Annotated in this window: 34 protein-coding genes; 18 read left to right on the top strand and 16 right to left on the bottom strand. The window is 63.9% G+C overall.

The window, feature by feature from the left end; translation table 11 throughout:
- Positions 1 to 83: 83 nt before the first annotated feature.
- Entirely contained in the window at positions 84 to 1,289 is a 1,206-nt protein-coding gene (locus N6L26_RS07645; protein ID WP_263605017.1) for a sensor domain-containing diguanylate cyclase, read from the top strand.
- 69 nt (positions 1,290 to 1,358) lie between these two features.
- Positions 1,359 to 1,880 carry a DUF1993 family protein gene (locus N6L26_RS07650; protein ID WP_263605018.1) on the top strand — a complete coding sequence of 174 codons (522 nt, stop codon included), beginning with the start codon at positions 1,359 to 1,361 and terminating at the stop codon, positions 1,878 to 1,880.
- Here the strand turns inward: N6L26_RS07650 and N6L26_RS07655 are convergent.
- The 13 genes from N6L26_RS07655 to pspF form a co-directional block, all read right to left on the bottom strand.
- The gene (locus tag N6L26_RS07655; RefSeq protein WP_263605019.1) at positions 1,877 to 2,557 is read right to left on the bottom strand and encodes a spermidine synthase; all 681 of its coding nucleotides are present in this window, start codon (positions 2,555 to 2,557) and stop codon (positions 1,877 to 1,879) included. The genes N6L26_RS07650 and N6L26_RS07655 overlap by 4 nt on opposite strands.
- Before the next feature lie 67 nt (positions 2,558 to 2,624).
- A complete protein-coding gene (gene pnp / locus N6L26_RS07660) occupies positions 2,625 to 4,901 on the bottom strand; it encodes a polyribonucleotide nucleotidyltransferase (RefSeq protein ID WP_263605020.1) in 2,277 nt (758 codons plus the stop codon).
- A 173-nt stretch (positions 4,902 to 5,074) separates the two neighbouring features.
- Entirely contained in the window at positions 5,075 to 5,344 is a 270-nt protein-coding gene (gene rpsO, locus N6L26_RS07665) for a 30S ribosomal protein S15 (protein ID WP_263605021.1), read from the bottom strand.
- Positions 5,345 to 5,349: 5 nt separating this feature from the next.
- Positions 5,350 to 6,426, bottom strand: coding sequence for a tRNA pseudouridine(55) synthase TruB (gene truB / locus N6L26_RS07670; RefSeq protein WP_263605022.1), 1,077 nt, complete (start codon positions 6,424 to 6,426; stop codon positions 5,350 to 5,352).
- Positions 6,423 to 7,115, bottom strand: coding sequence for a site-2 protease family protein (locus N6L26_RS07675; RefSeq protein WP_263605023.1), 693 nt, complete (start codon positions 7,113 to 7,115; stop codon positions 6,423 to 6,425). The genes truB and N6L26_RS07675 overlap by 4 nt, the downstream gene beginning before the upstream one ends.
- A gap of 25 nt (positions 7,116 to 7,140) precedes the next feature.
- On the bottom strand, positions 7,141 to 7,719 hold the full coding sequence (locus tag N6L26_RS07680; RefSeq protein WP_263605024.1) for a thymidine kinase: 579 nt from the start codon (positions 7,717 to 7,719) through the stop codon (positions 7,141 to 7,143).
- The gene (gene rbfA / locus N6L26_RS07685; protein WP_263605025.1) at positions 7,720 to 8,118 is read right to left on the bottom strand and encodes a 30S ribosome-binding factor RbfA; all 399 of its coding nucleotides are present in this window, start codon (positions 8,116 to 8,118) and stop codon (positions 7,720 to 7,722) included.
- 46 nt (positions 8,119 to 8,164) lie between these two features.
- Entirely contained in the window at positions 8,165 to 8,578 is a 414-nt protein-coding gene (locus tag N6L26_RS07690) for a PaaI family thioesterase (RefSeq protein ID WP_318173594.1), read from the bottom strand.
- A gap of 123 nt (positions 8,579 to 8,701) precedes the next feature.
- Positions 8,702 to 11,239 (bottom strand): translation initiation factor IF-2, encoded by a 2,538-nt coding sequence (gene infB / locus N6L26_RS07695; protein WP_263605026.1) that lies wholly within the window; start codon positions 11,237 to 11,239, stop codon positions 8,702 to 8,704.
- Positions 11,240 to 11,267: 28 nt separating this feature from the next.
- Positions 11,268 to 11,987, bottom strand: a complete 720-nt coding sequence (locus N6L26_RS07700; RefSeq protein WP_263605027.1) for a DUF448 domain-containing protein — start codon at positions 11,985 to 11,987, stop codon at positions 11,268 to 11,270.
- Entirely contained in the window at positions 11,968 to 13,632 is a 1,665-nt protein-coding gene (gene nusA / locus N6L26_RS07705; protein ID WP_263605028.1) for a transcription termination factor NusA, read from the bottom strand. The genes N6L26_RS07700 and nusA overlap by 20 nt, the downstream gene beginning before the upstream one ends.
- Positions 13,632 to 14,189, bottom strand: a complete 558-nt coding sequence (gene rimP / locus N6L26_RS07710) for a ribosome maturation protein RimP (protein ID WP_263605029.1) — start codon at positions 14,187 to 14,189, stop codon at positions 13,632 to 13,634. The genes nusA and rimP overlap by 1 nt, the downstream gene beginning before the upstream one ends.
- Before the next feature lie 146 nt (positions 14,190 to 14,335).
- Positions 14,336 to 15,358: a phage shock protein operon transcriptional activator gene (gene pspF, locus N6L26_RS07715; protein ID WP_263605030.1), complete on the bottom strand. Its 1,023-nt coding sequence runs from the start codon at positions 15,356 to 15,358 to the stop codon at positions 14,336 to 14,338.
- Positions 15,359 to 15,522: 164 nt separating this feature from the next.
- Between pspF and N6L26_RS07720 the strand changes: the two genes are divergently transcribed.
- From N6L26_RS07720 to N6L26_RS07785, 14 genes are all read left to right on the top strand, one after another.
- Positions 15,523 to 15,675: a hypothetical protein gene (locus N6L26_RS07720; RefSeq protein ID WP_253522793.1), complete on the top strand. Its 153-nt coding sequence runs from the start codon at positions 15,523 to 15,525 to the stop codon at positions 15,673 to 15,675.
- Positions 15,676 to 15,782: 107 nt separating this feature from the next.
- Positions 15,783 to 16,580, top strand: a complete 798-nt coding sequence (pspA, locus tag N6L26_RS07725; protein ID WP_412071319.1) for a phage shock protein PspA — start codon at positions 15,783 to 15,785, stop codon at positions 16,578 to 16,580.
- Positions 16,581 to 16,585: 5 nt separating this feature from the next.
- A complete protein-coding gene (gene pspB / locus N6L26_RS07730; RefSeq protein ID WP_263605032.1) occupies positions 16,586 to 16,882 on the top strand; it encodes an envelope stress response membrane protein PspB in 297 nt (98 codons plus the stop codon).
- Positions 16,879 to 17,256 (top strand): envelope stress response membrane protein PspC, encoded by a 378-nt coding sequence (pspC, locus tag N6L26_RS07735; RefSeq protein WP_263605033.1) that lies wholly within the window; start codon positions 16,879 to 16,881, stop codon positions 17,254 to 17,256. Before pspB ends, pspC begins: the two co-directional genes overlap by 4 nt.
- Before the next feature lie 24 nt (positions 17,257 to 17,280).
- Entirely contained in the window at positions 17,281 to 17,592 is a 312-nt protein-coding gene (locus N6L26_RS07740; protein ID WP_263605034.1) for a hypothetical protein, read from the top strand.
- A complete protein-coding gene (locus N6L26_RS07745; RefSeq protein WP_263605035.1) occupies positions 17,589 to 17,930 on the top strand; it encodes a hypothetical protein in 342 nt (113 codons plus the stop codon). The genes N6L26_RS07740 and N6L26_RS07745 overlap by 4 nt, the downstream gene beginning before the upstream one ends.
- On the top strand, positions 17,930 to 18,238 hold the full coding sequence (locus N6L26_RS07750) for a hypothetical protein (RefSeq protein ID WP_263605036.1): 309 nt from the start codon (positions 17,930 to 17,932) through the stop codon (positions 18,236 to 18,238). Before N6L26_RS07745 ends, N6L26_RS07750 begins: the two co-directional genes overlap by 1 nt.
- The gene (locus tag N6L26_RS07755) at positions 18,238 to 18,552 is read left to right on the top strand and encodes a hypothetical protein (RefSeq protein ID WP_263605037.1); all 315 of its coding nucleotides are present in this window, start codon (positions 18,238 to 18,240) and stop codon (positions 18,550 to 18,552) included. Before N6L26_RS07750 ends, N6L26_RS07755 begins: the two co-directional genes overlap by 1 nt.
- Positions 18,549 to 18,824 (top strand): hypothetical protein, encoded by a 276-nt coding sequence (locus N6L26_RS07760; RefSeq protein ID WP_253522770.1) that lies wholly within the window; start codon positions 18,549 to 18,551, stop codon positions 18,822 to 18,824. Before N6L26_RS07755 ends, N6L26_RS07760 begins: the two co-directional genes overlap by 4 nt.
- 31 nt (positions 18,825 to 18,855) lie before the next feature.
- A complete protein-coding gene (locus N6L26_RS07765) occupies positions 18,856 to 19,098 on the top strand; it encodes a hypothetical protein (RefSeq protein ID WP_263605038.1) in 243 nt (80 codons plus the stop codon).
- Positions 19,095 to 19,271 (top strand): hypothetical protein, encoded by a 177-nt coding sequence (locus tag N6L26_RS07770; protein ID WP_263605039.1) that lies wholly within the window; start codon positions 19,095 to 19,097, stop codon positions 19,269 to 19,271. The genes N6L26_RS07765 and N6L26_RS07770 overlap by 4 nt, the downstream gene beginning before the upstream one ends.
- 41 nt (positions 19,272 to 19,312) lie before the next feature.
- Positions 19,313 to 19,720, top strand: coding sequence for a SufE family protein (locus N6L26_RS07775; protein ID WP_263605040.1), 408 nt, complete (start codon positions 19,313 to 19,315; stop codon positions 19,718 to 19,720).
- A complete protein-coding gene (locus tag N6L26_RS07780; protein WP_263605041.1) occupies positions 19,695 to 20,072 on the top strand; it encodes a YbaN family protein in 378 nt (125 codons plus the stop codon). The genes N6L26_RS07775 and N6L26_RS07780 overlap by 26 nt, the downstream gene beginning before the upstream one ends.
- 73 nt (positions 20,073 to 20,145) lie before the next feature.
- A complete protein-coding gene (locus N6L26_RS07785; protein WP_253522755.1) occupies positions 20,146 to 20,304 on the top strand; it encodes a YqaE/Pmp3 family membrane protein in 159 nt (52 codons plus the stop codon).
- Between the two features lie 12 nt (positions 20,305 to 20,316).
- On the opposite strand, the gene N6L26_RS07790 is transcribed toward N6L26_RS07785, so the two are convergent.
- The 3 genes from N6L26_RS07790 to N6L26_RS07800 form a co-directional block, all read right to left on the bottom strand.
- The gene (locus N6L26_RS07790; protein WP_263605042.1) at positions 20,317 to 20,580 is read right to left on the bottom strand and encodes a hypothetical protein; all 264 of its coding nucleotides are present in this window, start codon (positions 20,578 to 20,580) and stop codon (positions 20,317 to 20,319) included.
- A gap of 151 nt (positions 20,581 to 20,731) precedes the next feature.
- The gene (locus N6L26_RS07795) at positions 20,732 to 21,250 is read right to left on the bottom strand and encodes a sterol desaturase family protein (RefSeq protein WP_263605043.1); all 519 of its coding nucleotides are present in this window, start codon (positions 21,248 to 21,250) and stop codon (positions 20,732 to 20,734) included.
- A 49-nt stretch (positions 21,251 to 21,299) separates the two neighbouring features.
- The gene (locus N6L26_RS07800) at positions 21,300 to 21,725 is read right to left on the bottom strand and encodes an acyl-CoA thioesterase (RefSeq protein ID WP_263605044.1); all 426 of its coding nucleotides are present in this window, start codon (positions 21,723 to 21,725) and stop codon (positions 21,300 to 21,302) included.
- 91 nt (positions 21,726 to 21,816) lie between these two features.
- Here N6L26_RS07800 and leuC point away from each other — a divergent pair, with 91 nt between their 5' ends.
- On the top strand, positions 21,817 to 23,268 hold the full coding sequence (leuC, locus tag N6L26_RS07805) for a 3-isopropylmalate dehydratase large subunit (RefSeq protein WP_263605045.1): 1,452 nt from the start codon (positions 21,817 to 21,819) through the stop codon (positions 23,266 to 23,268).
- 13 nt (positions 23,269 to 23,281) lie between these two features.
- On the top strand, positions 23,282 to 23,440 hold the full coding sequence (locus N6L26_RS07810) for an isopropylmalate isomerase (RefSeq protein WP_263605046.1): 159 nt from the start codon (positions 23,282 to 23,284) through the stop codon (positions 23,438 to 23,440).
- Positions 23,441 to 23,447: the final 7 nt, after the last annotated feature.

Raw genomic sequence — 23,447 nt, forward strand, 5'->3', positions numbered from 1 at the left:
ATGGGAGGGTGTAAGAATTAGGCATACCGCTCGCCCCACCGCTCACCGGCGGTGGGGTCGAGGCCGTTTGGTATGCGCCAGCCATGGGGGGCCGGGAAAGCGAGATGGAATGGGGGAGCGTCACTTTCGGCGCATTTCTGGGCGTGGCCGGGACTTTCGGCATGCTCGCGCTGGCGTTCTATCCGGTCATGCGGCGCACCTTCCTGCTGTGGAACGCGGTCCGAACGTTCGCCTTCTGCCTCATGGGGCTGGCACTGTTCCCGGTGGAACTGCCCGCGTTCTTTCCGACGGGCGAGGCACGCATCGACATTGGCGAGATCGCGCTGTCGATCGCGATCGGCTGCACCGGCCCGTTCCTCGCCGCCTATATCGAAGAGCACGCCCGCTACGCCCGGATCCGCTTCTGGCTGCGAACGATGTTACCGATCGGCGTCCTTGGCGGCACCGCGACTGCGCTGGCGCCGTGGTGGCCGCGGCTCGACTGGCTGCACGATTTGATCATCCTCGCCATGATCCTCGGGCTGCTGGTCGCGCTGATCGTGGCGGTGCGCGCGGGCAGCCGGGCGGCGCGGTTCCAGGCGGTCAGTTACTCTCCGCTGATCGCGGTCGCGCTTGTCGTGCTGTCCTATGAGCTGAGCACCGGCGAGCCGATGCCCTATTGGCAGGTCGCCGCATTGTTCGCGATCCTGGCCGATTTCCTCTTTACCGGCGTCGGAGTGATCGACGGCTTCATGGTCATCAAACGCCAGCGCGATGCGGCAGTGGCCGATGTGCGCGAGGCGCGGATTGCGGTCGCCACCGACCCGCTGACCGATATCGCCAACCGCCGCGGCCTGGCACTACGCTTTCGCGATAGCGGCCATGGACGTCCCCGCGGACTGGCAGTGATCGACTGCGACCATTTCAAACGCATCAACGACATGTTCGGCCATGATGTCGGCGATGAAGTGCTGATCGCGGTGGCCGAAGGGCTCAAGCACGACAATGTCTTCCCTGCGCGGCAGGGGGGCGAGGAATTCGTCGTGCTGCTCTATGGCGACGATTGGCAGCGGCTCGCCGAAACTGTGCGCCGCCGGATCACGATCTCGGTGCTCGAGCTGGTACCCGAGGTGCCCTTCCCCGTTACCGCCAGCGCCGGGCTGACGCAGGTCGGCGAGCAGGACACGCTCGATTCTGCGGTAAAGCGCGGCGACGATGCGCTGTATGCCGCCAAGGACGCAGGCCGCGACAAATTGCTGCTGTGGCAGGATGGCAAGCATTCCCAACCCCGGCTGGTCCGCGAGGTCTGAGCGGATTGCGGCTGGCACGGGCGAACTTCTCGCCTATGGTCGGCACCAAATTCGGGAGAGAAAATCACTATGCCGCTATCGCTTCACGCCGCCTATGTCCCCAGCGCCTTGCAGATGCTCGGAACGGCAAACCACCTTGTCGACATGGCCGAGAAATGGTGCGGCGAACATGATTGCGGGCACGATGAATTCATCGGCGCGCGCATCTTCGATGACATGCTGCCGTGGTCGTATCAGGTCAAATGCGTGGCCGAGCATACGCAGGGTTCGATCGAGGGCGTGCGCGCCGGGCTCTATTCGCCCGATCTCAACCCCCCGCCCGCCAGCTTCTCCGATTTGCGTGCCAAGCTCGCCGGCGCGGTGGCCGCGCTTGAAGCACTGACCGAGGAGGAGATGGAGAGTTTTATCGGCCAGCCGATGCGGTTCGAATTCAAGGACCGCGGGATGGATTTCACCGCCGAGGACTTCCTGCTCAGCTTCAGCCAGCCGAACTTCTATTTCCACTGCGCGACCGCCTATAACATCCTGCGGATGAAGGGCGTGCCCGTGGGCAAGATGGATTTCATGGGCCGCGTGCGGATCGCCCGCTAAAGCTTGCGGGCGAACCAGATAGTGTGCCGCGGGCCCTTGTTGTTGGGGCGCGCGCGCACTTCGCGCACTTCGACATCGAACCCGCCTTCCTTGAGGCGCTGGGTGAACTTGTGGTCGGGCGCGGCCGACCAGATCGCGAGGATGCCGCCGCGGTTCAGCGCATCGCGTGCCTTGGCGAGGCCGGTCCGGCTGTAGATACGGTAATTGGCATCGCGGACGATCCCGTCGGGGCCATTGTCGACATCGAGCAGGATCGCATCATATTTGCCCGTGGTGCCATCATTGGCATCGTCGATCAGCGCCGCCACGTCGCAGATCACGACCTTGCCGCGGTCGTCGGACAGGCTGTCGCCGGTCAGATGCGCCAGCGGCCCCGCCGCCCAGTCGATTATCTCCGGAACGATTTCGGCCACGGTCACCGAGCCGCCCGCAGGCAGTCGGTCGAGCGCGGCGCGATAGGTAAAGCCCATGCCATAGCCGCCGATCAGCACCCGCGGCTTCGGCGCCGCGAGCTCGGCCAGCGTAAGCTCGGCCAGTTGCTCCTCGGAAAACTGCATGCGCGTGCCCATCAGCTCGTCGCGGCCGAGCATGATGATGAAATCGCGCCCGTGGCTGACCAGCGTGAGCGTTTCGCCGTCGGGGATGTCGGCAGTGGCAATGGTTTCGCGCGGAAGCATGGCAAATCTCCAAAGCAAAGGGGCCGCAGGCGAACCCGCGACCCCTTCCCTAATCGTTAGCGAAGGATCAGTCCTTCAGGAAGTCGGGAACGTGAGCTTCACCGCCCCCGTCCTTGTCGCCGCCGCCATCACGGTCGCGGCGCGGGCCACCCCGGCCACCGCGGCGGTCGCCGCCACGGCCACCACCGCCGCCACGCGGGCCACGGTCACCGCGCGGTTCGCGCGCAGGACGGGTGTCTTCCAGCTCTTCGCCGGTTTCCTGGTCCACGACACGCATCGACAGACGGACCTTGCCGCGCTGGTCGATCTCGAGGACCTTGACCTTCACTTCCTGGCCTTCCGACACGACGTCGGTCGGCTTTTCGACGCGCTCGTTCTTCATTTCGCTGACGTGGACGAGACCGTCCTTGCCGCCCATGAAGTTCACGAAAGCGCCGAAGTCGACGATGTTGACGACCTTGCCGTTGTAGATCTTGCCGACTTCCGCCTCTTCGACGATGCCTTCGATCCACTTGCGGGCAGCTTCGATCTCGTCCGAGTTGGAGGAGCTGATCTTGATCACGCCCTCGTCGTCGATGTCGACCTTGGCGCCGGTTTCGGCGACGATCTCGCGGATCACCTTGCCGCCGGTACCGATAACGTCGCGGATCTTCGACTTGTCGATCTGCATGGTCTCGATACGCGGTGCGTGCTTGGAAACCTCGGTGCGGGCGCCGGTCAGCGCCTTGTTCATTTCACCCAGGATGTGCGCACGGCCGGCCTTAGCCTGCTCGAGCGCGGTCTTCATGATTTCCTGCGTGATGCCGGCAACCTTGATGTCCATCTGGAGCGACGTGATCCCGCTTTCCGAACCGGCGACCTTGAAGTCCATGTCGCCCAGGTGATCTTCGTCACCGAGGATGTCCGACAGGACGGCAAAGTCGTCGCCTTCGAGGATCAGGCCCATGGCGATGCCCGAAACCGGACGTTCGATCGGAACGCCAGCATCCATCATCGACAGACAGCCACCGCAAACGGTCGCCATCGAGGACGAGCCGTTGGACTCGGTGATGTCCGACAGGAGGCGGATAGTATAGGGGAAGTCTTCATGCGCAGGCAGCACCGGGTGCAGCGCACGCCATGCGAGCTTGCCGTGGCCGGTTTCGCGGCGGCTGGTGAAGCCGAAGCGGCCCACTTCCCCGACCGAATAGGGCGGGAAGTTATAGTGCAGCATGAAGTGATTGTACGACAGGCCTTCGAGACCGTCGATCATCTGCTCGGCATCCTTGGTGCCCAGCGTGGTGGTGCAGATTGCCTGCGTTTCACCGCGCGTGAACAGCGCCGAACCATGCGTACGGGGCAGCAGACCGACCATGGCTTCGATCGGGCGAACCTGGTCGAGCTTGCGGCCGTCGATGCGCTGACCGTCCTTGAGGATGGCCCCGCGGACGATTTCGGCTTCGAGCTTCTTGACCGCTTTGTTGGCGACCATCTGCGTCTGCGCTTCTTCGCTGGCGAATGCTTCCTTGGCCTTCGCCCGCGCTTCGTTGAGCGCATTCGAACGCGCCGACTTGTCGGTCAGCTTGTAAGCGGCAGCGATGTCGTCACCGACGATGCCGCGCAGCTGTTCCTTGATCGCCGAGGTATCGTCCGAAGCGTCGACTTCCCACGGCTCCTTGGCAGCCTGTTCGGCCAGATCGACGATCGCGCCGATAACCTTGCGGCTTTCCTCATGTGCGAACAGCACCGCGCCGAGCATTTCCTCTTCGGTCAGCTCCTTGGCTTCGGATTCGACCATCATCACCGCGTCCTGCGTCGCAGCGACGACGAGGTCGAGACGACCGTCTTCGTCAAGCGCGGCACCAAGGCTCGGGTTCAGTTCGTATTCGCCATTGCGGTAGCCGACGCGTGCAGCGCCGATCGGGCCCATGAAGGGCACACCGCTGATGGTCAGCGCAGCCGAAGCGGCGATCATCGCGACGATATCGGGCTCGGTCTCGCCATCATACGACAGGACCTGGCAGATCACGTTGATTTCGTTGTAGAAACCTTCGGGAAACAGCGGTCGCACGGGGCGATCGATGAGACGCGAGGTAAGCGTTTCCTTCTCCGTCGCGCGGCCTTCGCGCTTGAAGAAGCCGCCGGGGATCCGGCCCGCAGCGGAGAATTTTTCCTGGTAGTGGACGGTCAGCGGGAAGAAGTCCTGCCCTTCGCGTACACTCTTGGCGGCGGTCACGGCGCACAGCACCACGGTTTCGCCATAGGTGGCCAGAACGGCGCCGTCAGCCTGACGGGCGATGCGGCCGGTTTCGAGGGTGAGGGTCTTTCCGCCCCACTCCAGCGATACGGTTTTCGTGTCGAACATGTATTTTCCTTATGAACCCGCGCGGCCTTATTGCGGTGCGGGGCCTACTGTGCCGGGTATTCCGTCCCGGTCCGGTGCGAGGCTTTTCGCGCCCCTAGTTTCCGCCCCCGCGCCGTATTGCGCGGATGCCGGATAAACAAAGGGGCGGCCTGAGCCACCCCTTTGAGAAACTCTTACTTGCGAAGACCCAGCTTCTGGATCAGCGCGTTGTACCGCTCGACGTCTATCTTCTTGAGATAGGCGAGCAGGTTGCGGCGCTTGTTGACCATCATCAGCAGACCACGGCGCGAGTGGTTGTCCTTGTGATTGGACTTGAAATGCTCGGTCAGGTTGCGGATACGCTCGGTGAGGATCGCGACCTGGACTTCCGGCGAACCGGTATCGCCTTCGGCGACGGCATTGTCCTTGATGATCTCTTGTTTCTTTTCGGCAGTTACCGACATTCATTCTACTCCGCGACATCCGGCAGGTTAAAACCCCGCACGACCTTGGCCGTGCCCCCGCTGAGTTCCATCAAGGCTACCGGCACATCGTGCGCGGTGGCGAGGTAGAGCCCGTCGGTATGGGGCAGTTCCGACAATACCCGGCCCTGGCGGACCGCCTGCGCGCTGTCGGGATCGAGGGTGAGGACCGGGATGTCGTCCAGTCCCGCCTCAAGCGGCAGGAGAAGGTTTTCAATGGCCGCGCCCTTAGCGATTTCCTCCAGCGTGTCCAGCGAAATCGCCTGTTCCTCGAGGAACGGCCCGGCCTTGATCCGCCGCAGATAAGTGACATGGCCGAGCGTGCCAAGCGCGCGTGCGATATCCCGTGCCAGCGACCGGATATACGTGCCCTTCGAGACATGCGCGATCAGCGTGACGCTGTCCGCCAGTTCGAGCGGGGCCTGCGGATCGTATGGATCGGGGCGGCCGGCAGTGGTCTGGAATGCGCTGACGAGGCCAACACCACCATCGTCACCCCCGCGAAGGCGGGGGTCCAGCCGCCCCCGAGCGAGAGAGCTGTCCTTGTCTGGATCCCCGCCTTCGCGGGGATGACCGGCGAGATAAAGGTCGTGAACCGTCACAGCGCGCGTCTTCATTTCGACCGTTTCGCCCGCGCGGGCACGGTCGTAGGCGCGCTTGCCATCGATCTTGAGTGCCGAATAAGCGGGCGGCACCTGTTCGATGGGGCCGGTGAAATGGTCGAGCACGCCCGCGATCGCTGCCATCAGCGGCCGGCGATCGTTGCGCTCCGTCACCTCGCCCTCGGTGTCGAGCGTAGCGGTCTCCTCGCCGAACTGGATGGTGAAGGCGTAGATCTTTTCGGCATCGAGCATGCGCCCCGCCAGCTTGGTCGCCTCGCCCAGCGCGATCGGGAGCACGCCTTCGGCCAGCGGGTCGAGCGTGCCGCCGTGACCGACCTTGGTCTTCGCATAGCCGCCTTGGCGCAGCACGCGCTTGACCATGCCGACGGCCTGCGTCGAGCCAAGCCCGCGCGGCTTGTCGAGGATCAGCCAGCCATGCGATGCGGGCTTGAGGTCGCTCATTCCGCAATCCCGCGTGCGACCCACTCGGCCAGTTCGAAATAGCGTTCCTGCATCCACAATACCGGCGGCAGCACGGTGTTCTCGATCAGCCCGCTGTCGGGGAAGGCCCAGGTTGCGGCGATCAGCACGATGAAGAACAGCATGCCGAGCGACTGGAGCCTCTGCCAATTGACCGCCCATTTGCGTGGCAGCAGGCCGCCGACGATATGCGAACCATCGAAGGGCGGGATCGGCAGCAGGTTGAACAGCGCCAGGAAGACGTTGATCAGGATGAACATGCCGCCTGCGGTCAACAGCCAGTCGGGCGGCACCGCGCCCGCGGCGATGATCGTGCCCGAAAGGGCGCCGAACACCACGGCCCCCACCAGGGCCAGCAGCAGGTTGGTCCCCGGTCCTGCCGCGGCCACAGCGACCATGCCGAAACGGGGATTGCGCAGGCGGTCGCCGCGTACCGGGACGGGTTTCGCCCAGCCGAAGATCGGTCCGCCGAACAGTGCCAGCGTACCGGGGACCAGCAGTGTGCCGATCGGGTCGATATGGCGGATCGGGTTGAGCGACAGCCGCCGCTGTTCCTTGGCGGTGGGATCGCCCAGCGCAAGCGCGGCCCAGCCATGTGCCACCTCGTGGAACACGATGGCGACGATCAGGCACGGGATCAGGATCGCCGCGAGGAGGAGGGTTTCGGTCATGGTCGGCTAGATAGGGTGCGCCGGGTCAACCCGCCAGCGCTTCGCAAAAATGCCGCCGGCACATGGCGACATAGCGGTCGCTCCCGCCGATTTCGGTCTGCGCGCCTTCGCGCACCGCTTTGCCTTGTGCATCGACGCGCAGGTTCATCGTCGCCTTGCGGCCGCAATCGCAGACCGCCTTCAATTCGATCAGCGCATCGGCAATGCCAAGCAGCGAGGCGGAGCCGGTAAACAGTTCGCCCTGGAAATCGGTGCGCAGGCCATAGCAGAGCACCGGGATACCCGCATCGTCGGCCAGCCGCGCCAATTGCCAGACATGGTCGCGGGTGAGGAATTGCGCCTCGTCCACCAGCACACAGGCGATCGGGTCGGCGGCATGGTCGGCCAGCACCCGGGTTTCGATATCGGTATCGGTTTCGTAGCGATGCGCATCGCTGGCCAGCCCGATACGGCTGGAAATCGCGCCGAACCCCGGCCGATTGTCGAGCGCCGCAGTCCACAGCGACACGCGCATACCGCGCTCGCCATAATTGAACGCGGTCTGCAGCAGGGTCGAGCTCTTCCCCGCATTCATGCTCGCATAATAGAAATAGAGCTTGGCCACTCAGTCCTCGTCGTCGAGGTCGCGCACCACCTTGGGATCGCTCAGCAATTGTTCGATCCGGTCGGCCTCGTCGAAGCTCTCGTCGGGCTGGAAGTTGAGCTTGGGCGCGAATTTGAGGCCGAGCCGCTGCGCGACCTCTTTCTGGAAGAAGGCGGTGTTGGTCCGCAGCGCCTTGAGCACCTGCCCCTCGTCCTCGCCCAGCAGCGGTTTCACATAGGCCTTCGCATTGCGCAGATCGGGCGTCATCCGCACTTCGGTGACCGCGATGTTGCTGGCCGAGAGCACGTCGTCATGCGCCTCGCCGCGCGCGAGCAGTTCGGACAGGATATGGCGGACCCGCTCGCCCACCTTGAGGACGCGGACCGATTGCTGTTCGGGAGTGGAGTCGTTGCGGGCCATCAGGCAAGTCTTTCGGTAATTCGCTAGAGCGCGACGGGATAGGCCATCAGGCGGCCCCGCCCGGACGCGGTGTGGGGATCGCGGTACTGGTCGCGCGGGCGAGCAGCTTGCCCGCCTCGTCGAACAGTTCGCCTTCGAGGAAGATGACCTTGCGCCCGCGGCGGATTACCCGGCCCTTGCCGATCAACGGCCCCGCCATGACCGGCTTGAGCAGGCTCATCGAAATGTCGAGATTGAGCGGCGCTTCGGCGTGATCGGTGGCCCAGACATGCGCCCAGCCCATCACCTCGTCGAGGAAACCCGCGACGAGCCCGCCCTGCACGCTGCCGCGCGGGGTAATGAAGCTGTCGGGCGCGTGAAACCGTAGGGTGATTTCCTCGCGCTCCTTGTCGAAGCTGTCGAATGCGACCCCCATGAGGTCGGCATGGGCCGCGCCAAGCGCGTGTTCGGTCGCAGTCACTTGCTCACTCGCATCCCTCGATACCCTCGCCATCGTCGCTGATGGGATTCGATGGCGAGCCCGGCACCATTTGCGGTGTGGCCGGGCTCCCCTTCGGTTTACTCTTGGAACGGAAGGACGCGCTTACAGCGTCCGTTCGCGCTCCTCGACTTCGAAGACTTCAAGCTGGTCGCCCGCCTTGATGTCGTTCGTGTCGGCCAGCACCACGCCGCATTCGAGCCCGGTGCGGACTTCGTCCACATCGTCCTTGAAGCGCCGCAGCGAAGCGATCGTGGTCGCCGAGACGATGACGTCGTCGCGCGTGAGGCGTGCATGCAGCCCCTTGCGGATGACGCCTTCCTCGACCAGCAGACCAGCCGCCTTGTCCTTCTTGCCCGACCGGAACACTTCCTTGACCGCGGCGCGGCCAACGACATGTTCGATCCGTTCCGGACCCAGCTCGCCCGCCATTTCCTTCGCGATCTCGTCGGTCAGGTGGTAGATGACGTCGTAATATTTCATCTCGACGCCATCGCGCTTGACCAGTTCGCGCGCCTTGGCGTTCGGACGCACGTTGAAGCCGATGATCGGCGCCTTCGAGGCGGCCGCCAACTGGACATCGCTTTCGGTGATCGCACCCACGCCGGCGTGCAGCACGCGAACCTTGATGAGATCGTTCGACAGATTGTGCAGCGCGGAGGTGATGGCTTCCACCGACCCCTGGACATCGGCTTTCACCAGCACGGGGAATTCGACCACATCCGAAGCGAGGTTGTTGAACATCGTATCGAAGCTGGTCGGCGCCAGCGCGGTGCGCTTCTCGGTCGCCTTTTCCTGGCGGTATTCCGCCACTTCGCGCGCGCGCTGTTCGTTTTCGACCACGCTCAGCACGTCACCGGCAGACGGCACGCCGCCCAGCCCGAGGACCTCGACCGGCATCGACGGGCCGGCCTTCTTGATCTGCTTGCCCTGGTCGTTGACGATCGCGCGGACGCGGCCGCTTTGGGTGCCCACCACGAAGGTGTTGCCACGCTCGAGCGTACCGCGCGTCACCAGCACAGTGGCCACCGGCCCGCGGCCCTTGTCGAGCTGCGCTTCGATGACCGTCGCTTCGGCCATGCGATCGGGATTGGCCTTCAGTTCGAGCAGTTCGGCCTGCAGGCTGATCGCGTCGAGCAGCTTGTCGAGACCGGTCTTCTCCTTTGCGGAGATTTCGACGTCCTGCACCTCGCCCGACATCTTCTCGACGATCACTTCGTGTTCGAGCAGACGCGTGCGGATGTTGTCCGGATTGGCTTCGGGCTTGTCCATCTTGTTGATCGCAACGATCATCGGGACGCCCGCGGCCTTGGTGTGATTGATGGCCTCGATCGTCTGCGGCATGATGCCGTCATCGGCCGCCACCACCAGCACCACGATATCGGTGACATTGGCACCGCGCTGGCGCATCTCGGTAAAGGCGGCGTGACCCGGCGTGTCGAGGAAGGTGATGGCATCGCCGCCCTTCGTCTGCACCTGGTAGCTGCCGATATGCTGCGTGATACCGCCGGCTTCACCCTTGACGACATTGGCGCCGCGCAGGGCATCGAGCAGGCTGGTCTTGCCGTGATCGACATGGCCCATGATGGTGACCACTGCCGGACGCGGCTTGAGCGTTTCGGGCGGATCGACATCGGCTTCCTTGGCGATGTCGACATCGGCTTCGGAAACCTTCTCGATATTGTGGCCGAACTGGTCGACCAGCAATTCCGCAGTGTCCTGGTCGATCGTCTGGTTGACGGTAACCATCATGTCGAGATTGAAGAGTTCCTTGACGAGGTCGGCACCCTTTTCGCCCATGCGCTTGGCCAGTTCGCCAACCGTGATCGCCTCGGGGACGATAACATCGCGGACCTGCTTTTCGCGCGGCTTCGACGGGCCGCCCTGCATCCGGCGTTCCTTCTCGCGCGCACGCTTGAGCGCGGCGAGCGAACGGGCACGGCGACCTTCGTCCTCGTTGAGGGCCTTGTTGACCGTCAGCTTGCCCGACCGGCGCTTGTCGACGGGCTCTGCACCGCGTGCAGGCTTTTCTTCCTTCTTCTTGCGCTCGGGTTTCTTGGGCTCGGGACGCGCAACCGGGGTGAACCGGCGCGGCGCAGGCGAAGGCGTGCTGCCCGCATCCTTGGCGGCGGGCGCTTCCTCGGCGGGCGTTTCTTCGGCCACTTCCGCAGGCGCTTCGGCAGCGGGCTTGGTCGCAGTAGCAGCCTGCTGGGCAGCCTCTTCCTCGGCCTTGCGCTTGTCTTCGGCGCGCTTCTTCTGGTCTTCGGCAGCCTGACGCGCCTGCTGTTCTTCGCGCTTGCGCGCGTCCTCGGCCTGCCGCAGGCGATCTTCCTCGGCTTCGCGCTGGAGCCGCGCGACGCGTTCCTGCGGAGTCTCGCCAGCGGGCGCGGCTTTCTTCTTCGGCGCAGCCTTTTCGGCAACCGGTGCCGGAGCCGGGGTCGGCTCGGGTGCGGGCGGCGGCGGCGCGGGCGCCGGCTCTGCGGGCGGCGGGGTTTCGCCGGGCTTCACGAGCTTACGGCGGCGCTTCACCTCGACCGCGACCTTGTTGGTGCGGCCGTGGCTGAAGGTCTGCTTGACCTCGCCCGGCTGCGCACCCTTCAGGGTCAGCGGCTTGCGGGCTGGTTTCTTTTCGTCGTCGCTCATTCTTGCTCGTTTCTCTTCTTTATCTCGTTCAATTCGTCATCGGCGCGCGGCGTGGCGGCCCATCCGCGGCGGGCAGATCATGCCCCAAATAATGCATGAGGCGCTTCAGGGGCTTCATCACCCTTGCAGCCGCAGCTTCATCGGCCAGCGCCAGATGGACGACATTGTCGCGGCCCAATGCCACAGACAAAGCGTTCCGGTCCAGAGGCAGTTCGAGGCCGCGTTCGCCCGAGCCTTCCGCATCGCGCCCGACACGCCATGCCTGATCGAGTTTCTTGCGCCCGTCTTCGCTGGCATCGCGGGCATGCAGGAGCAAGGCTACCGCCCCGCCGCGTGCCTGTTCGGCGATGCGCTGGGTGCCCAAGATAAGACTTCCCACGCGCATTTCGAGCCCCAGCCGGTCGAGCAATACGCGGGTCAGCGCATTTTCGACCATCTCGGGCAAATTCCCGGACACTTCGAGATCGCCGGTCTTGAACGCGCGTGCCAGCGCGCCCTTGAGCTTACCTGCTGCAAGCGCAGCGGCAAACTCGTCACGCGAGACCCCGATCCAGGCACCGCGCCCGGGGGCCTTTTCCTGCGCGTCGGGCAGGATCAGTCCCGCAGGCGAGGCGACCAGCCGCACGAGCGTTTCGCGCGGGGCCGTCTCACCCGACAGGATGCAGCGCCGTTCGGGCTCGGAAGCTTTCCGGGCCTGCGGCGTGTCAGCGATGTCGGAACTCAGGCTCTCATTGGGTGGAGTCCGCATCGGCGGCCTCCTGCGTGTCGGACGTCTCGGCGGGTGCCGGAGCTTCCTCGTCTTCGAACCAATGCGCGCGGGCCGCCATGATGATCTCGTTGCCCTGCTCTTCGCTCAGGCCATAATCACCCAGCACGCCGCCCTTGTCCTGCTCGCGCACCGAGGGGCGCCGCATCGGCGGGCCATCGGCGGGAGCATTGTTGCGGCGACGCGGTGCTTCGCGCTTGCGCGCAATGAGTTCGTCGGTCGCGAGGTCGGCCAGATCGTCGAGCGTCTTGATGCCTGCCTTGCCCAGCGTGACCAGCATGGCTTCGGTCATGTGCGGCAGCTCGGCCAGGTCGTCCTCGACGCCCAGTTCACGGCGCGCTTCGCGGTGCGCGGCTTCCTGGCGGTCGATCGCTTCCTTGGCGCGGTTCTGGAGTTCCTCGGCGAGGTCGTCGTCGAAGCCTTCGATCGCGGCCAGCTCCTCGAGCTCGACATAGGCGACTTCCTCGAGTTCGGCGAAGCCTTCGGCAACCAGCAGCTGCGACAGCGTTTCGTCGACGTCGAGTTCTTCCTCGAACATCTTCGAGCGCTCGGCGAATTCCTTCTGGCGCTTCTCCGAGGCTTCTTCCTCGGTCATGATGTCGATCTGGTTGCCCGTCAGCTGGCTGGCGAGACGCACGTTCTGGCCGCGGCGACCGATGGCGAGCGACAGCTGGTCGTCGGGAACGACGACTTCGATGCGGCCTTCCTCTTCGTCGAGCACGACGCGGGCGACGGTGGCCGGCTGAAGCGCGTTGACGATGAAAGTCGCGCCGTCATCGCTCCAGGGAATGATGTCGATCTTTTCGCCCTGCAGTTCCTGCACGACCGCCTGAACGCGGCTGCCCTTCATGCCGACGCAGGCACCGACCGGGTCGATGCTGCTGTCGTGGCTGATCACGCCGATCTTGGCGCGGCTGCCCGGATCGCGGGCGGCGGCCTTGATCTCGATGATGCCATCGTAGATTTCGGGCACTTCCTGCGCGAACAGCTTCTTCATGAAATCGGGATGCGCGCGGCTGAGGAAGATCTGCGGGCCGCGGTTGTTGCGTTCCACCTTGGTGATCAGCGCGCGGACGCGTTCGCCAACACGCGCGGCTTCGCGCGGGATCTGCTGGTCGCGGCGGATGACACCCTCGGCGCGGCCGAGGTTGACGACCACATGGCCAAACTCGACCGATTTGATCACGCCGGTGATGACTTCGCCCGCGCGGTCCTTGAATTCTTCGAACTGGCGTTCGCGTTCGGCATCGCGGACCTTCTGGAAGATCACCTGCTTGGCGCTCTGCGCGTCGATGCGGCCAAGGTCGACCGGAGGCAGCGGGTCGACGATGAAATCGCCGATCTTGGCATCGTCCTGCAGCTTTTCAGCGGCCTTGAGGTCGATCTGCTTGAAGTAGTCCTCGACTTCCTCGACGACCTCGACGACGCGCCACAGGCGCAGATCGCCGGTCAGCGGATCGAGCTTGGCGCGGATGTCGTTTTCCGCACCGTAACGGTTGCGGGCAGATTTCTGGATCGCTTCTTCCATCGCCTCGATGACGATCGCCTTGTCGATCATCTTTTCGGAGGCGACCGAGGTTGCAATCGCGAGGAGTTCAGCCTTGTTGGCGGAAATGGCACTGGCCATCAGTCGTCTGCCTTTTCTTCTTCGATGTCATCGGCACCGCTCGTGTCGAGCGGCTGGGTGGCGGCAATCAATTCGTCGGTAAGAACGAGTTTGGCCGAGTGTATCTGGTCGCGGGGAAGAAACACATCGCCCGCCTTGCGGTCTTCGACGGCAACCGTGTCGCCTTCGATACCCTTCAATTCGCCGCGCAGATTGCGCTGGCCGTCATAGCCTTTGGCCATGGAAATCTTCACTTCGTGCCCGGCCCAATTGGCGAAATCCTTCGCGCGGGTCAGCGGACGGTCGATGCCGGGGCTGGAAACTTCGAGGTGATAGGCGCCGGCCACCAGCACTTCACCCTGTTCCTCGAGCGCGTCCATACGCTCGGACACCCGGCGCGACAACGCAGCGCATTGTTCGATCACCAGCTGGCCGGTGGCGGGATCTTCGGCCATAATCTGCAGCGCCTCGCCGCCGTCACCGGCTTCCGAGGACACCATCTTGACGCGCACGAGCTCGAAACCAAGGGCCTGTGCCTCGGGTTCGATCACTTCGGTCAAGCGTTCCAGATCGGCCATTCGTTCTCCACTTACGCGCCCCGTGCGACAATGGGGCTTCGTGCCGGCCCCTTGCGGCGCCAGCCCCTCCAGTGTCGCGACAATGTCGGGATGAGCAGCCAGATAAGCGGGAGTCGGTTGAAAAGCAAGCGCGAAGACGCGCCCGTTCAGCTGTCGTCGGCGAGCGCGTGTTTCTTGATGCAATGCCGTAGCTGATCATACGACAGACCAAGCGCCTTGGCGGTCTGGCGCTGGTTCCAGCGATGCTTGCCCAGCGCATGCTCGACGATGGTGCGTTCATGCCCATCGACCGCCGCGCGCAGATCGTCGATGCTTTCCAGATCGGGCCCGGAGGACGCGGGCGCGGCCGTGGGAGCCGCTGCCTGGTCTGCGCGAAACGCGGGACTGAGGGGTTTCCACGGACTGTCGAAGGGGTCGAACACCGCATGGCCGATCGGTGCGCTCCAGTCGTCCCAGCGATAGATCGCGCGCTCGACGACATTGCGCAATTCGCGGACATTGCCCGGCCAGTCGTATTTCTCGAGCTGCTCGGCGACATGCGGCGCAAAGCCCGGCCAGCCTTCCCAGCCAAGCTCGGCGGCCATCCGGCGGCCGAAGTAGTCTGCCAGCACTTCGACATCGCCCTCGCGTACGCGCAGCGGCGGTAGCGTGATGACCTCGAAGGTCAGCCGGTCGAGCAGATCGGCGCGAAACTCGCCGCGCTCCGCCTTGGCCGGCAGATCTTCATTGGTCGCGGCAACGATGCGCACATCGACGCGTGTCGGACGACTCGAACCGATGCGGGTGACCTCGCCATATTCGACCGCGCGCAGCAGCCGTTCCTGCGCGCCCATCGACAAAGTACCCAGTTCGTCGAGAAATAGCGTGCCCTTGTCGGCTTCTTCGAACCGGCCCGCGCGCACTCTGGTAGCGCCGGTAAAAGCGCCCGCTTCATGGCCGAACAATTCGGCCTCGATCAGCGTTTCGGGCAGCGCGGCACAGTTCATGACGACCAGCGGTTCGTCCCACCGGGTAGAGAGGCGATGCAGGCGCTCGGCGATCAATTCCTTGCCGGTTCCGCGCTCGCCGATGACCAGCACCGGGCGCCGCATCGGCGCCGCGCGACTGGCCCGTTCGACCGCGTCGAGAAAGGCCCCCGACTGGCCGATAAACTGATTTTCCCGCTCCATGACCAAGATATAGGGAAAATTCCCAAAGCTTAGCAACAGAAACCAACACATCATTTGGCACTGCACTCAGAAACCACGTATTTCTCCCGTTTTTCTGGTTTGGCACAGCGCTTGCTGAACAGGGTACAACAGCAATCGGCCCACGGGCCCAGGGAGTTACCCAAATGTATAACCGCAGTTTCTTCCGCAGCCAGCTTGGACAGGCCGCCCTCGCCAGCATGGCAGCGATGGCCACTTTCGTCCTGCTGAGTTCGCAGATCGCGGTGACGGCACCCACGCCGGTGCTGGCCGCATACGAACAGGTCGAGATCGCATGACCCTGCCTCCCGATCATGATCCCCTAGGGCCGGAGAGTCGGTCCCCCGACAGTCCCCGCGGCAGCAATGCCGGCGACTCTCCGGCCCGCCCCGATCACCGGCCGCGCTTGTCGCGTATCGAGGAAGAGGTAGAACGGCTCCGCCGGTCGCCGACTCCGACCCGCGACAGCGGACGGCCCAAGACATCGGACTTTTTCTCCAGTGGAGCACCATTGATGGGCATTTTTAGCCGAACTCGCGATATCATCGCCGCCAATTTCAACGATATGCTGGACAAGGCGGACGACCCCCAGAAGATGATCCGCATGATTATCCTCGAGATGGAGGAAACGCTGGTCGAGGTCCGCGCGAGCGCCGCGCGCACCATTGCCGACCAGAAGGAAATGCACCGCCACACGGTCAAGCTCGACAAACTCCAGGCCGACTGGAACGAGAAAGCGCAGCTCGCCATCTCGAAGGACCGCGAGGATCTCGCCCGCGCCGCGCTCGTCGAGAAGAAGAAGGCGGTCGATATGAGCGAGCAGCTCAAACAGGAAATCGCCGTGCTCGACGACGCGTTGCGCGCCTATGAGCAAGACATCCAGAAGCTGCAGAACCGCCTGCGCGAAGCCCGCAGCCGGCAGACGGCGATCGCCGCCCGGCTCGAAAGCGCGGAAAACCGCGTCAAGCTGCGCAGCCTGATGACCAACGAACGCGTCGACGATGCGCTGACGCGGTTCGACCAGCTCGAACGCCGCGTCGATTATGCCGAAGGCCGCGCCGATGCGCTGAGCATTGCCGACAACTCCGACAAGCCCAGCCTGTCGGACGAGATCGCCGCGCTCGAGGGCGCCGATGCGATCGATGATGAACTCGAACAGATGAAGAAGGCGCTCGGCAAGGGCAGCGCCGGCAAGGAGGACTGAGACCCATGGAAGAGCTTATCATCATTCCCGCGATCTTCATCGGGCTTCCGTGGATCATCCTCCACTACATCACCAAGTGGAAGACATCGGCCACGATCACCGGCGACGACGAAGCCCTGCTCGAGGAACTCTATAACCTCGCCAAGCGGCTCGATGACCGGATGGACACGGTCGAACGCCTCGTCGCCAGCGACAACCCCGAATTCCGTCCCGGCCGCATCGTTCACGACAGCGAGCAGGACAACCAGCAGCTGCGCGAACTCGAGCAGCTGATTGCCGAGAAAAAAGGAGCCAAGCTGTGAATAGCCCCCGCACCACGCTTTACCGCGACAAGCAGAACGCGAAACTGATGGGTGTCTGCTCGGGCATCGCGGATTACACCGGCGTCAACGTGTTCTGGGTCCGGCTCGGCTTTCTCGGCCTGACCTTCATGTCCGGCGGCTCGACCATCCCGTTCTACTTCATCGCCGGCCTGCTGCTGAACAAGAAGCCCGCGCACCTTTATGTCGATCACGAAGAGCAGACCTATTGGCAGCGCGTGCGACAGAACCCCAAGCGCACCGCCCGCGAAATCCGCGCGCGGATGAAGGATGTCGACCGCCGCCTGGCCGATGTGGAAACCTTCTACGTCAGCAACAATCCGCGGCTGACCGCCGAGATCGAACAGCTGCGCTGAGCGAACGAGAGGGGGAGAAATCACATGGAAAACCTCGGAGTATTCGTCCCGATCATTGCGCTGATGATCCCGATCGTCGCGATCTGGACCAAGCATCAGCAGAAGCTGGCCGAAATGAACGTCCAGACGACCGCCCAAGCGACCGCCGAAAAAGCGGCTCAATATGCCAGCCAGGTACATGATCTCGAAGACCGCGTCCGCGTGCTCGAACGTATCGTCACCGACAAGGGCTACGACGTGGCCACACAGATCGAAGCCCTGCGCGACCAGCGCAGTGTGGAAGAGCGCGGCAGCGGCGTGCCGCTGGGAATGAAACAGGGGGAACAGGCGCTATGAACTGGGGAGGACCTGAATTCGTGCTCGCGATCATCGCGCTGAGCACCGGCGGCTGGCTGCTGAACAACTGGATCCGCGCCAAGCACGGTTATTCGCTCGAAGATGAATGGGGCGGCAAGACCGAACGCAGCGACACTGCGGAAACCACGGCGCTGAAGGCGGAGAACCGCCAGCTGCATGACAAGCTCGATACCATGCAGGACCGCATGGTGGTGCTCGAAAAGATCGTCACCGACCGCGGCTATTCGCTGCATGATGAGATCGAAGCCCTGCGCGACAAGCGCACCGGCACCGACGCGGGCGTACCGCTGGATATGAAGCGCGGGGAGAAGGCATAATGGAATTCATCAACGAAACCACCGTGATCGTCGGTGTAGCCGCGCTTTCGCTGGCCTGGATTGCCAATACCTGGATCCGCGTCAAGAACGGCTACCCGCTCGAAAACAGCTGGGGCAAGTCGGTCTATCCCAAGAACGACCAGGCGGTCGAACGGGTGAAGCTGCTGACACAGGAAAATGCCGAACTGCGCGCCGAACTTGGCTCGCTCAAGGACCGGCTGGGTAATGTCGAACGCATCGTAACCGACAGCGGCTATCACCTCACGCATGAGATCGATCGCCTTCGCGACACGAAGGATGCCAACTGATGGACGGTGATCTTGCCCTCATCTTCGGGTTCATCCTCGCTATCGTGATGCTGGTGCTGCCCTTCGCCTATTTCATCAACCAGCGCGTGCAGGAGCACGAGGAACGCAAGCTGGAGCTCAAAGCGCGGGCGGAAGAAGCCAAGGCCGACCAACTGCGGTTCTCCAACGGGGACTACAGCAAGATGGAAGAGCGCGTCCGGGTGCTTGAACGCATCGCCACCGACAGCAACCATGCGCTGGCCTCGCAGATCGAGGAATTGCGCGACCTGCAGGAAATCGAAGACCGCACCACCCCGCGCGAGACGGCACAATGAGTTTCTGGACCGCCGTTGTCGTAATCGTCGCCATCAGCGCGATCGCCGGGGTTTTGCGGGACCGCTACAAGGCGATCGGCCGCGCCGAAAAGGCGCGGCAGGCCGAGCCCGAAGAGCGGATTTCCGCTGCGGAGAAGCGCGAGGTCGAGGAACTGCGCGAGAGGATCAAGGTGCTCGAGCGGATCGCCACCGACGGCAATTCGCTCGACGCAAGCGAAACCAAGAGGATTGCCGCCGAAATCGAAGCCCTGCGCGACCAGCGGGCGGATTGAGAACGGCAAGGTTCAAGGAGGACATGAGGTAATGTTCGAACCGACAATGATAATCGCCGGCGCTTCGCTGGTCGGCCTGACCATCGTCGCGGCAGCCCTGCTGCGGGCATGGTACGGGTGGCTGGCTCTCAAGCGCCAGGAGCTTGAACGGCACCACACCGGCACCGAAGAGCGCGAGACGGGATCGTCGGTCGGCGCGGCGCGGATCGAGCTGGCCGACCTCAAGGAACGCATCAAGAAGCTCGAAGCCATCGCCAGCGGGGTCGATTTGTGACCGTCGTGCGCACCGATGCCGCCCGCGCCGGAATCGGCCTCGGCACTGCCATCGCCGTGGCGATCAGCTGGAGCCTGCACCAGTCGATCGTCTGGGCGGTGATCCACGGGTTCTTCGGCTGGTTCTACGTCGCCTATTTCGCGCTTACCCGGCCTGGAGGGCTGACCGGCTGAGGCCGATGGACGCCCGCCGACCGGCCAGCTAAAGGCGCGCCATGCGCACACTTTCCGATATTGCCGAAGAATACACCTTCCTCGAGGGCGACGAACGCTATCGCCTGCTGATCGAACTGGGCCGCGAGCTCGAAGCCATGCCCGCCGCGCTCAAGACCGATGCCACGCTGGTACGCGGCTGTTCGGCGCAGGTCTGGGTCTATCCCACCGGCGAGGCAGGCCAGCTCCACTTCCTCGCCGACAGCAATGCGGCGATCACCAAGGGCATCGTCGCGCTGGTGATTGCTGCGGTGCAGGACAAGCCCGCGGATCAAGTCGCCACGATGGACGTCGCCGCCGCGCTTGGCCCGTTCGATCTCAAGAACCAGCTGTCGAGCAACCGCACGCAGGGCGTGCCCAACATGATTGCGCTGGTGAAGGAACATGCCGCGCGGATCGCGGCCGGTTGAGTTGAAGCGGCCGATCTACAAGGGCCTCGGCTTCCTGGCCGTCGGGCTTGGCGCCGTGGGCGCAGCGCTGCCGATCATGCCGACGGTGCCTTTCCTCCTGCTGGCGGTCTATTTCTTTGCCCGGTCGAGCCCCGAACTCGAACAGAAGATCCTCGATCATCCGCATTGGGGGCCGCACGTGAAGGACTGGCGCGAGCGCCGCGCGATCAGCCGTCGTTCGAAGACCATGGCGATCGGCGCGATGGCCACCGGCGCGGTCTTCACCTGGTATACGCTGGGCCACCCCTGGTACTGGATTTCAGTGGCGGTGCTGGTGATCTGCGGGAGCTGGATCGCCACGCGCAACGAATAGGCCGGCGGAACCGCGTGCGCCCCGACCCGTTGATGACCCGAACGACGGGAGGGACGACAAAAGGACATTCCCCATGGCAATTCTCATTCTTATCGCGACCATCCTGCTGCCCCCGCTCGGCGTCGCCGCCAAACACGGGCTCGGCAAGACCGCGCTGCTCAATCTGGTGCTGACGCTGCTGGGCTATATCCCCGGCCTGATCCACGGATTGTATGTAAACTACGCCAAGTAGACCGTTCGCCAGCTAGAATGGCATTCCCGAGGCCGGGACCGTTTCAGCGGTCTCGGCCTCTTGCGTTTCCGTGGCGCGTTCCTCGCGGTGCATTTCGAATGTCCCGTTCAGTTCCGCGAGGCTCCACATGCCGGTGACGGTCATGCCATCTCGCGACATCTGCCCGACGTAATCAACGGGGTTTTCGTACCCTTGTGGATGGTCGATATAAATCTTGGTGAAATCGACCGAACGTCCGCTGCGATGGCCCGATATCATGGCGCCGATGGTCGACATGGGGCGAAACAAATCCGGCTCGATCAGCTCCCCGCTAAACCTGCCACCGCTCTCGGCAATGCGTAGGCGGAAAGGTGTGACGGCCTCGCCGCCGGGATAGCTGTAACTGCCGTCCCAGTCGCCGGTGAGGTCACACGCGTCGACTATCGAATCAGGCCCCGGCGCTTTCGCGAACCACGGCGATCCCTGCTTCGCGCTGGCGCCTGAGATCGGCCTTGAGCTTGGCCGGATCGCGCGCGAGGAGGAAGCCGAAGCTGACCCCGCCTTCCTTGCCCACCGTCGCATGGTGCAGCTTGTGCGCCTGCACCAGTCGCTTGGCATAGCCCTGCTTGGGCACCCAGCGGAAATAGCGCTGGTGGACCAGCCCATCGTGCACCAGCGTGTAGATGATCCCGTAGAACAGGATGCCCAGCCCGATCCACGTTGCCGGCCACCACGCCGCCGCGCCCGCGACCAGCGGGCTGCCCCACGCGAACATCGAAATGCTCATCGCGGCGCCGACGATGGCGTAGAGATCATTCTTTTCGAGCAAATTGTCATGCGGCTCGTGGTGGTCGCGGTGCCACCCCCAGCCGAACCCATGCATGATGTATTTGTGGCTCGCCCAGGCGACCCATTCCATCGCGACGACGGTCGCGAACACGATCAGGGCGGGGACGAGGAAGTTCATGGCACCGATATAGGCGCTTCGCTGCGGCAGACAAAGCCCGCGGCGCGCCCTACTCGCCCGTTTGCGGTTCCTGCTTGCGCGGGAGGCCGAAGAAAGTCTCGGCAACTTCGCGGCTGATGCGCGCGGGCCGCAAGCTTTCGGCATCGATGCAACACCACATGCTCTGCACTTCGGCCAGCACGTCTTCGCCGCGGCGAATCACCGTATTGTAGAAACTGCGCGCGCCGGCGATCTTTTCGAGCACCGTTTCGGCAATCACATCATCATCGAGGAAGGCCGGACGGCGATAGGTGATTTCATGCTTGAGCGCGACCCACGCCTTGCTGGCGACCTCCTCGGCCGGGGCAAGTTTCTGCCAATGCGCGAGGACGGTATCCTGCACCCAGTTCAGGTAGCGCGCGTTGTTCACGTGCCCCATGAAATCGATATCGTCGGGCAGGACCTTGATCGGAAAGGTGAATGGCTTTGCTGACATTGATGTCAATAGAGCAGCAAAAGGTTAAGTTTGGAAGACTCTTGTTTTGCCATTTTGCCCCGCCGCCATTCCTGCCGCACATTCCGCCTCGATGGCCAGCAAACCGCGCACACTTTATGAGAAGATCTGGGACCAGCACGTTGTCGAACGGCGTGAGGACGGGACCTGCCTGATCTATATCGACCGGCACCTCGTGCATGAGGTCACCAGCCCGCAGGCGTTCGAAGCGCTGCGGCTGGCGGGCCGCACGGTGCGCCGCCCCGACCTGACGCTGGCGGTACCCGACCACAATCTGCCCACATCGCCGCGCGTAGCCGCCGATGGATCGCGCATCCCGATCGAGGATGCGCAAAGCGCCGCGCAGCTCGCGGCGCTGGAGCGCAATGCCCCGTCCTTCGGGATCGACTATATCGATGCCATCGCGCCCGCGCAGGGGATCGTCCATGTGGTCGGCCCCGAACAGGGCTTCTCGCTGCCGGGCGCAACCATCGTATGCGGCGACAGCCATACGGCGGCGCATGGCGGCGTCGGCGCGCTCGCTTTCGGTATCGGAACCAGCGAGGTCGAGCATGTGCTGGCAACGCAAACGCTCCAGTTGCGCCGATCCAAAGCGATGGAAATTCGCGTCGAAGGCCGGCTGGGTCCGGGCGTAACGCCCAAGGATTTGATCCTCCATATCATCGGCGTGATCGGCACTGCGGGCGGGACCGGTTATGTGATCGAATATCGCGGCGCAGTGTTCGAGGAGATGAGCGTCGAGGGCCGCCTGACGGTGTGCAACATGAGCATCGAGGGCGGCGCGCGCGCGGGCCTGATCGCGCCCGACGACACCGTGTTCGATTACCTGCGCGGCCGCCCCTACGCGCCGCAAGGCGAAGCCTGGGACCGTGCGGTCGCCTGGTGGCGGACGCTAAAGACCGATGACGGGGCCGAGTTCGACAAGAGCGTGGTGATCGACGCGGCTGCGATCGAACCGACGGTCAGCTGGGGGACCAGCCCCGAAGATGTCGTCCCCGTGGGCGGCACCGTCCCCTCGCCCGACAGTTACGCCGACCCGTCGAAACGCGAGGCGGCACGCAAGAGCCTCGAATATATGGGCCTCGAACCGGGTACTCCGATCGAGGATATCCCGGTCGAGAACATCTTTATCGGCAGCTGCACCAACAGCCGGATCGAGGATTTGCGCGCGGCGGCAAAGGTGCTTGAAGGCCGCACAAAGGCACCCAACGTGCGCTGGGCGATCGCCGTCCCGGGATCGGGGCTGGTCAAGCGGCAGGCCGAGGCCGAGGGACTCGACAAGATCTTCACCGATGCCGGATTCGAATGGCGCGAACCGGGATGTTCCGCCTGTCTGGCGATGAACCCCGACAAGGTCCCGCCGGGCGAACGCTGCGCCTCGACCAGCAATCGCAATTTCGTCGGCCGGCAGGGTCCGGGGTCGCGCACGCATCTCGTCAGCCCGGCGATGGCCGCCGCCGCCGCCGTTACCGGGCGGCTCGCCGATGTCCGCAAGCTCACCCCTTGCCAAGCAGCCGACGGCTGACCATTGAGAAGCGATGACCAAGAAGCTTTCCGGAAAAGCCGCCATTGCCGGGGCCATCGGCTCCGCCGCCGTCGCCGCTGCACTGCTGTATGCCAACAAGCGCAAAGAGAGGAAGCGGGGGCCCAAACAGCCCGGTCCGATTCCTTCGGGGGAAAATCCCGAAACAGATTGAGGTCGCG

Source organism: Qipengyuania sp. SS22 (assembly GCF_025736935.1).
Taxonomy (GTDB): domain Bacteria; phylum Pseudomonadota; class Alphaproteobacteria; order Sphingomonadales; family Sphingomonadaceae; genus Qipengyuania.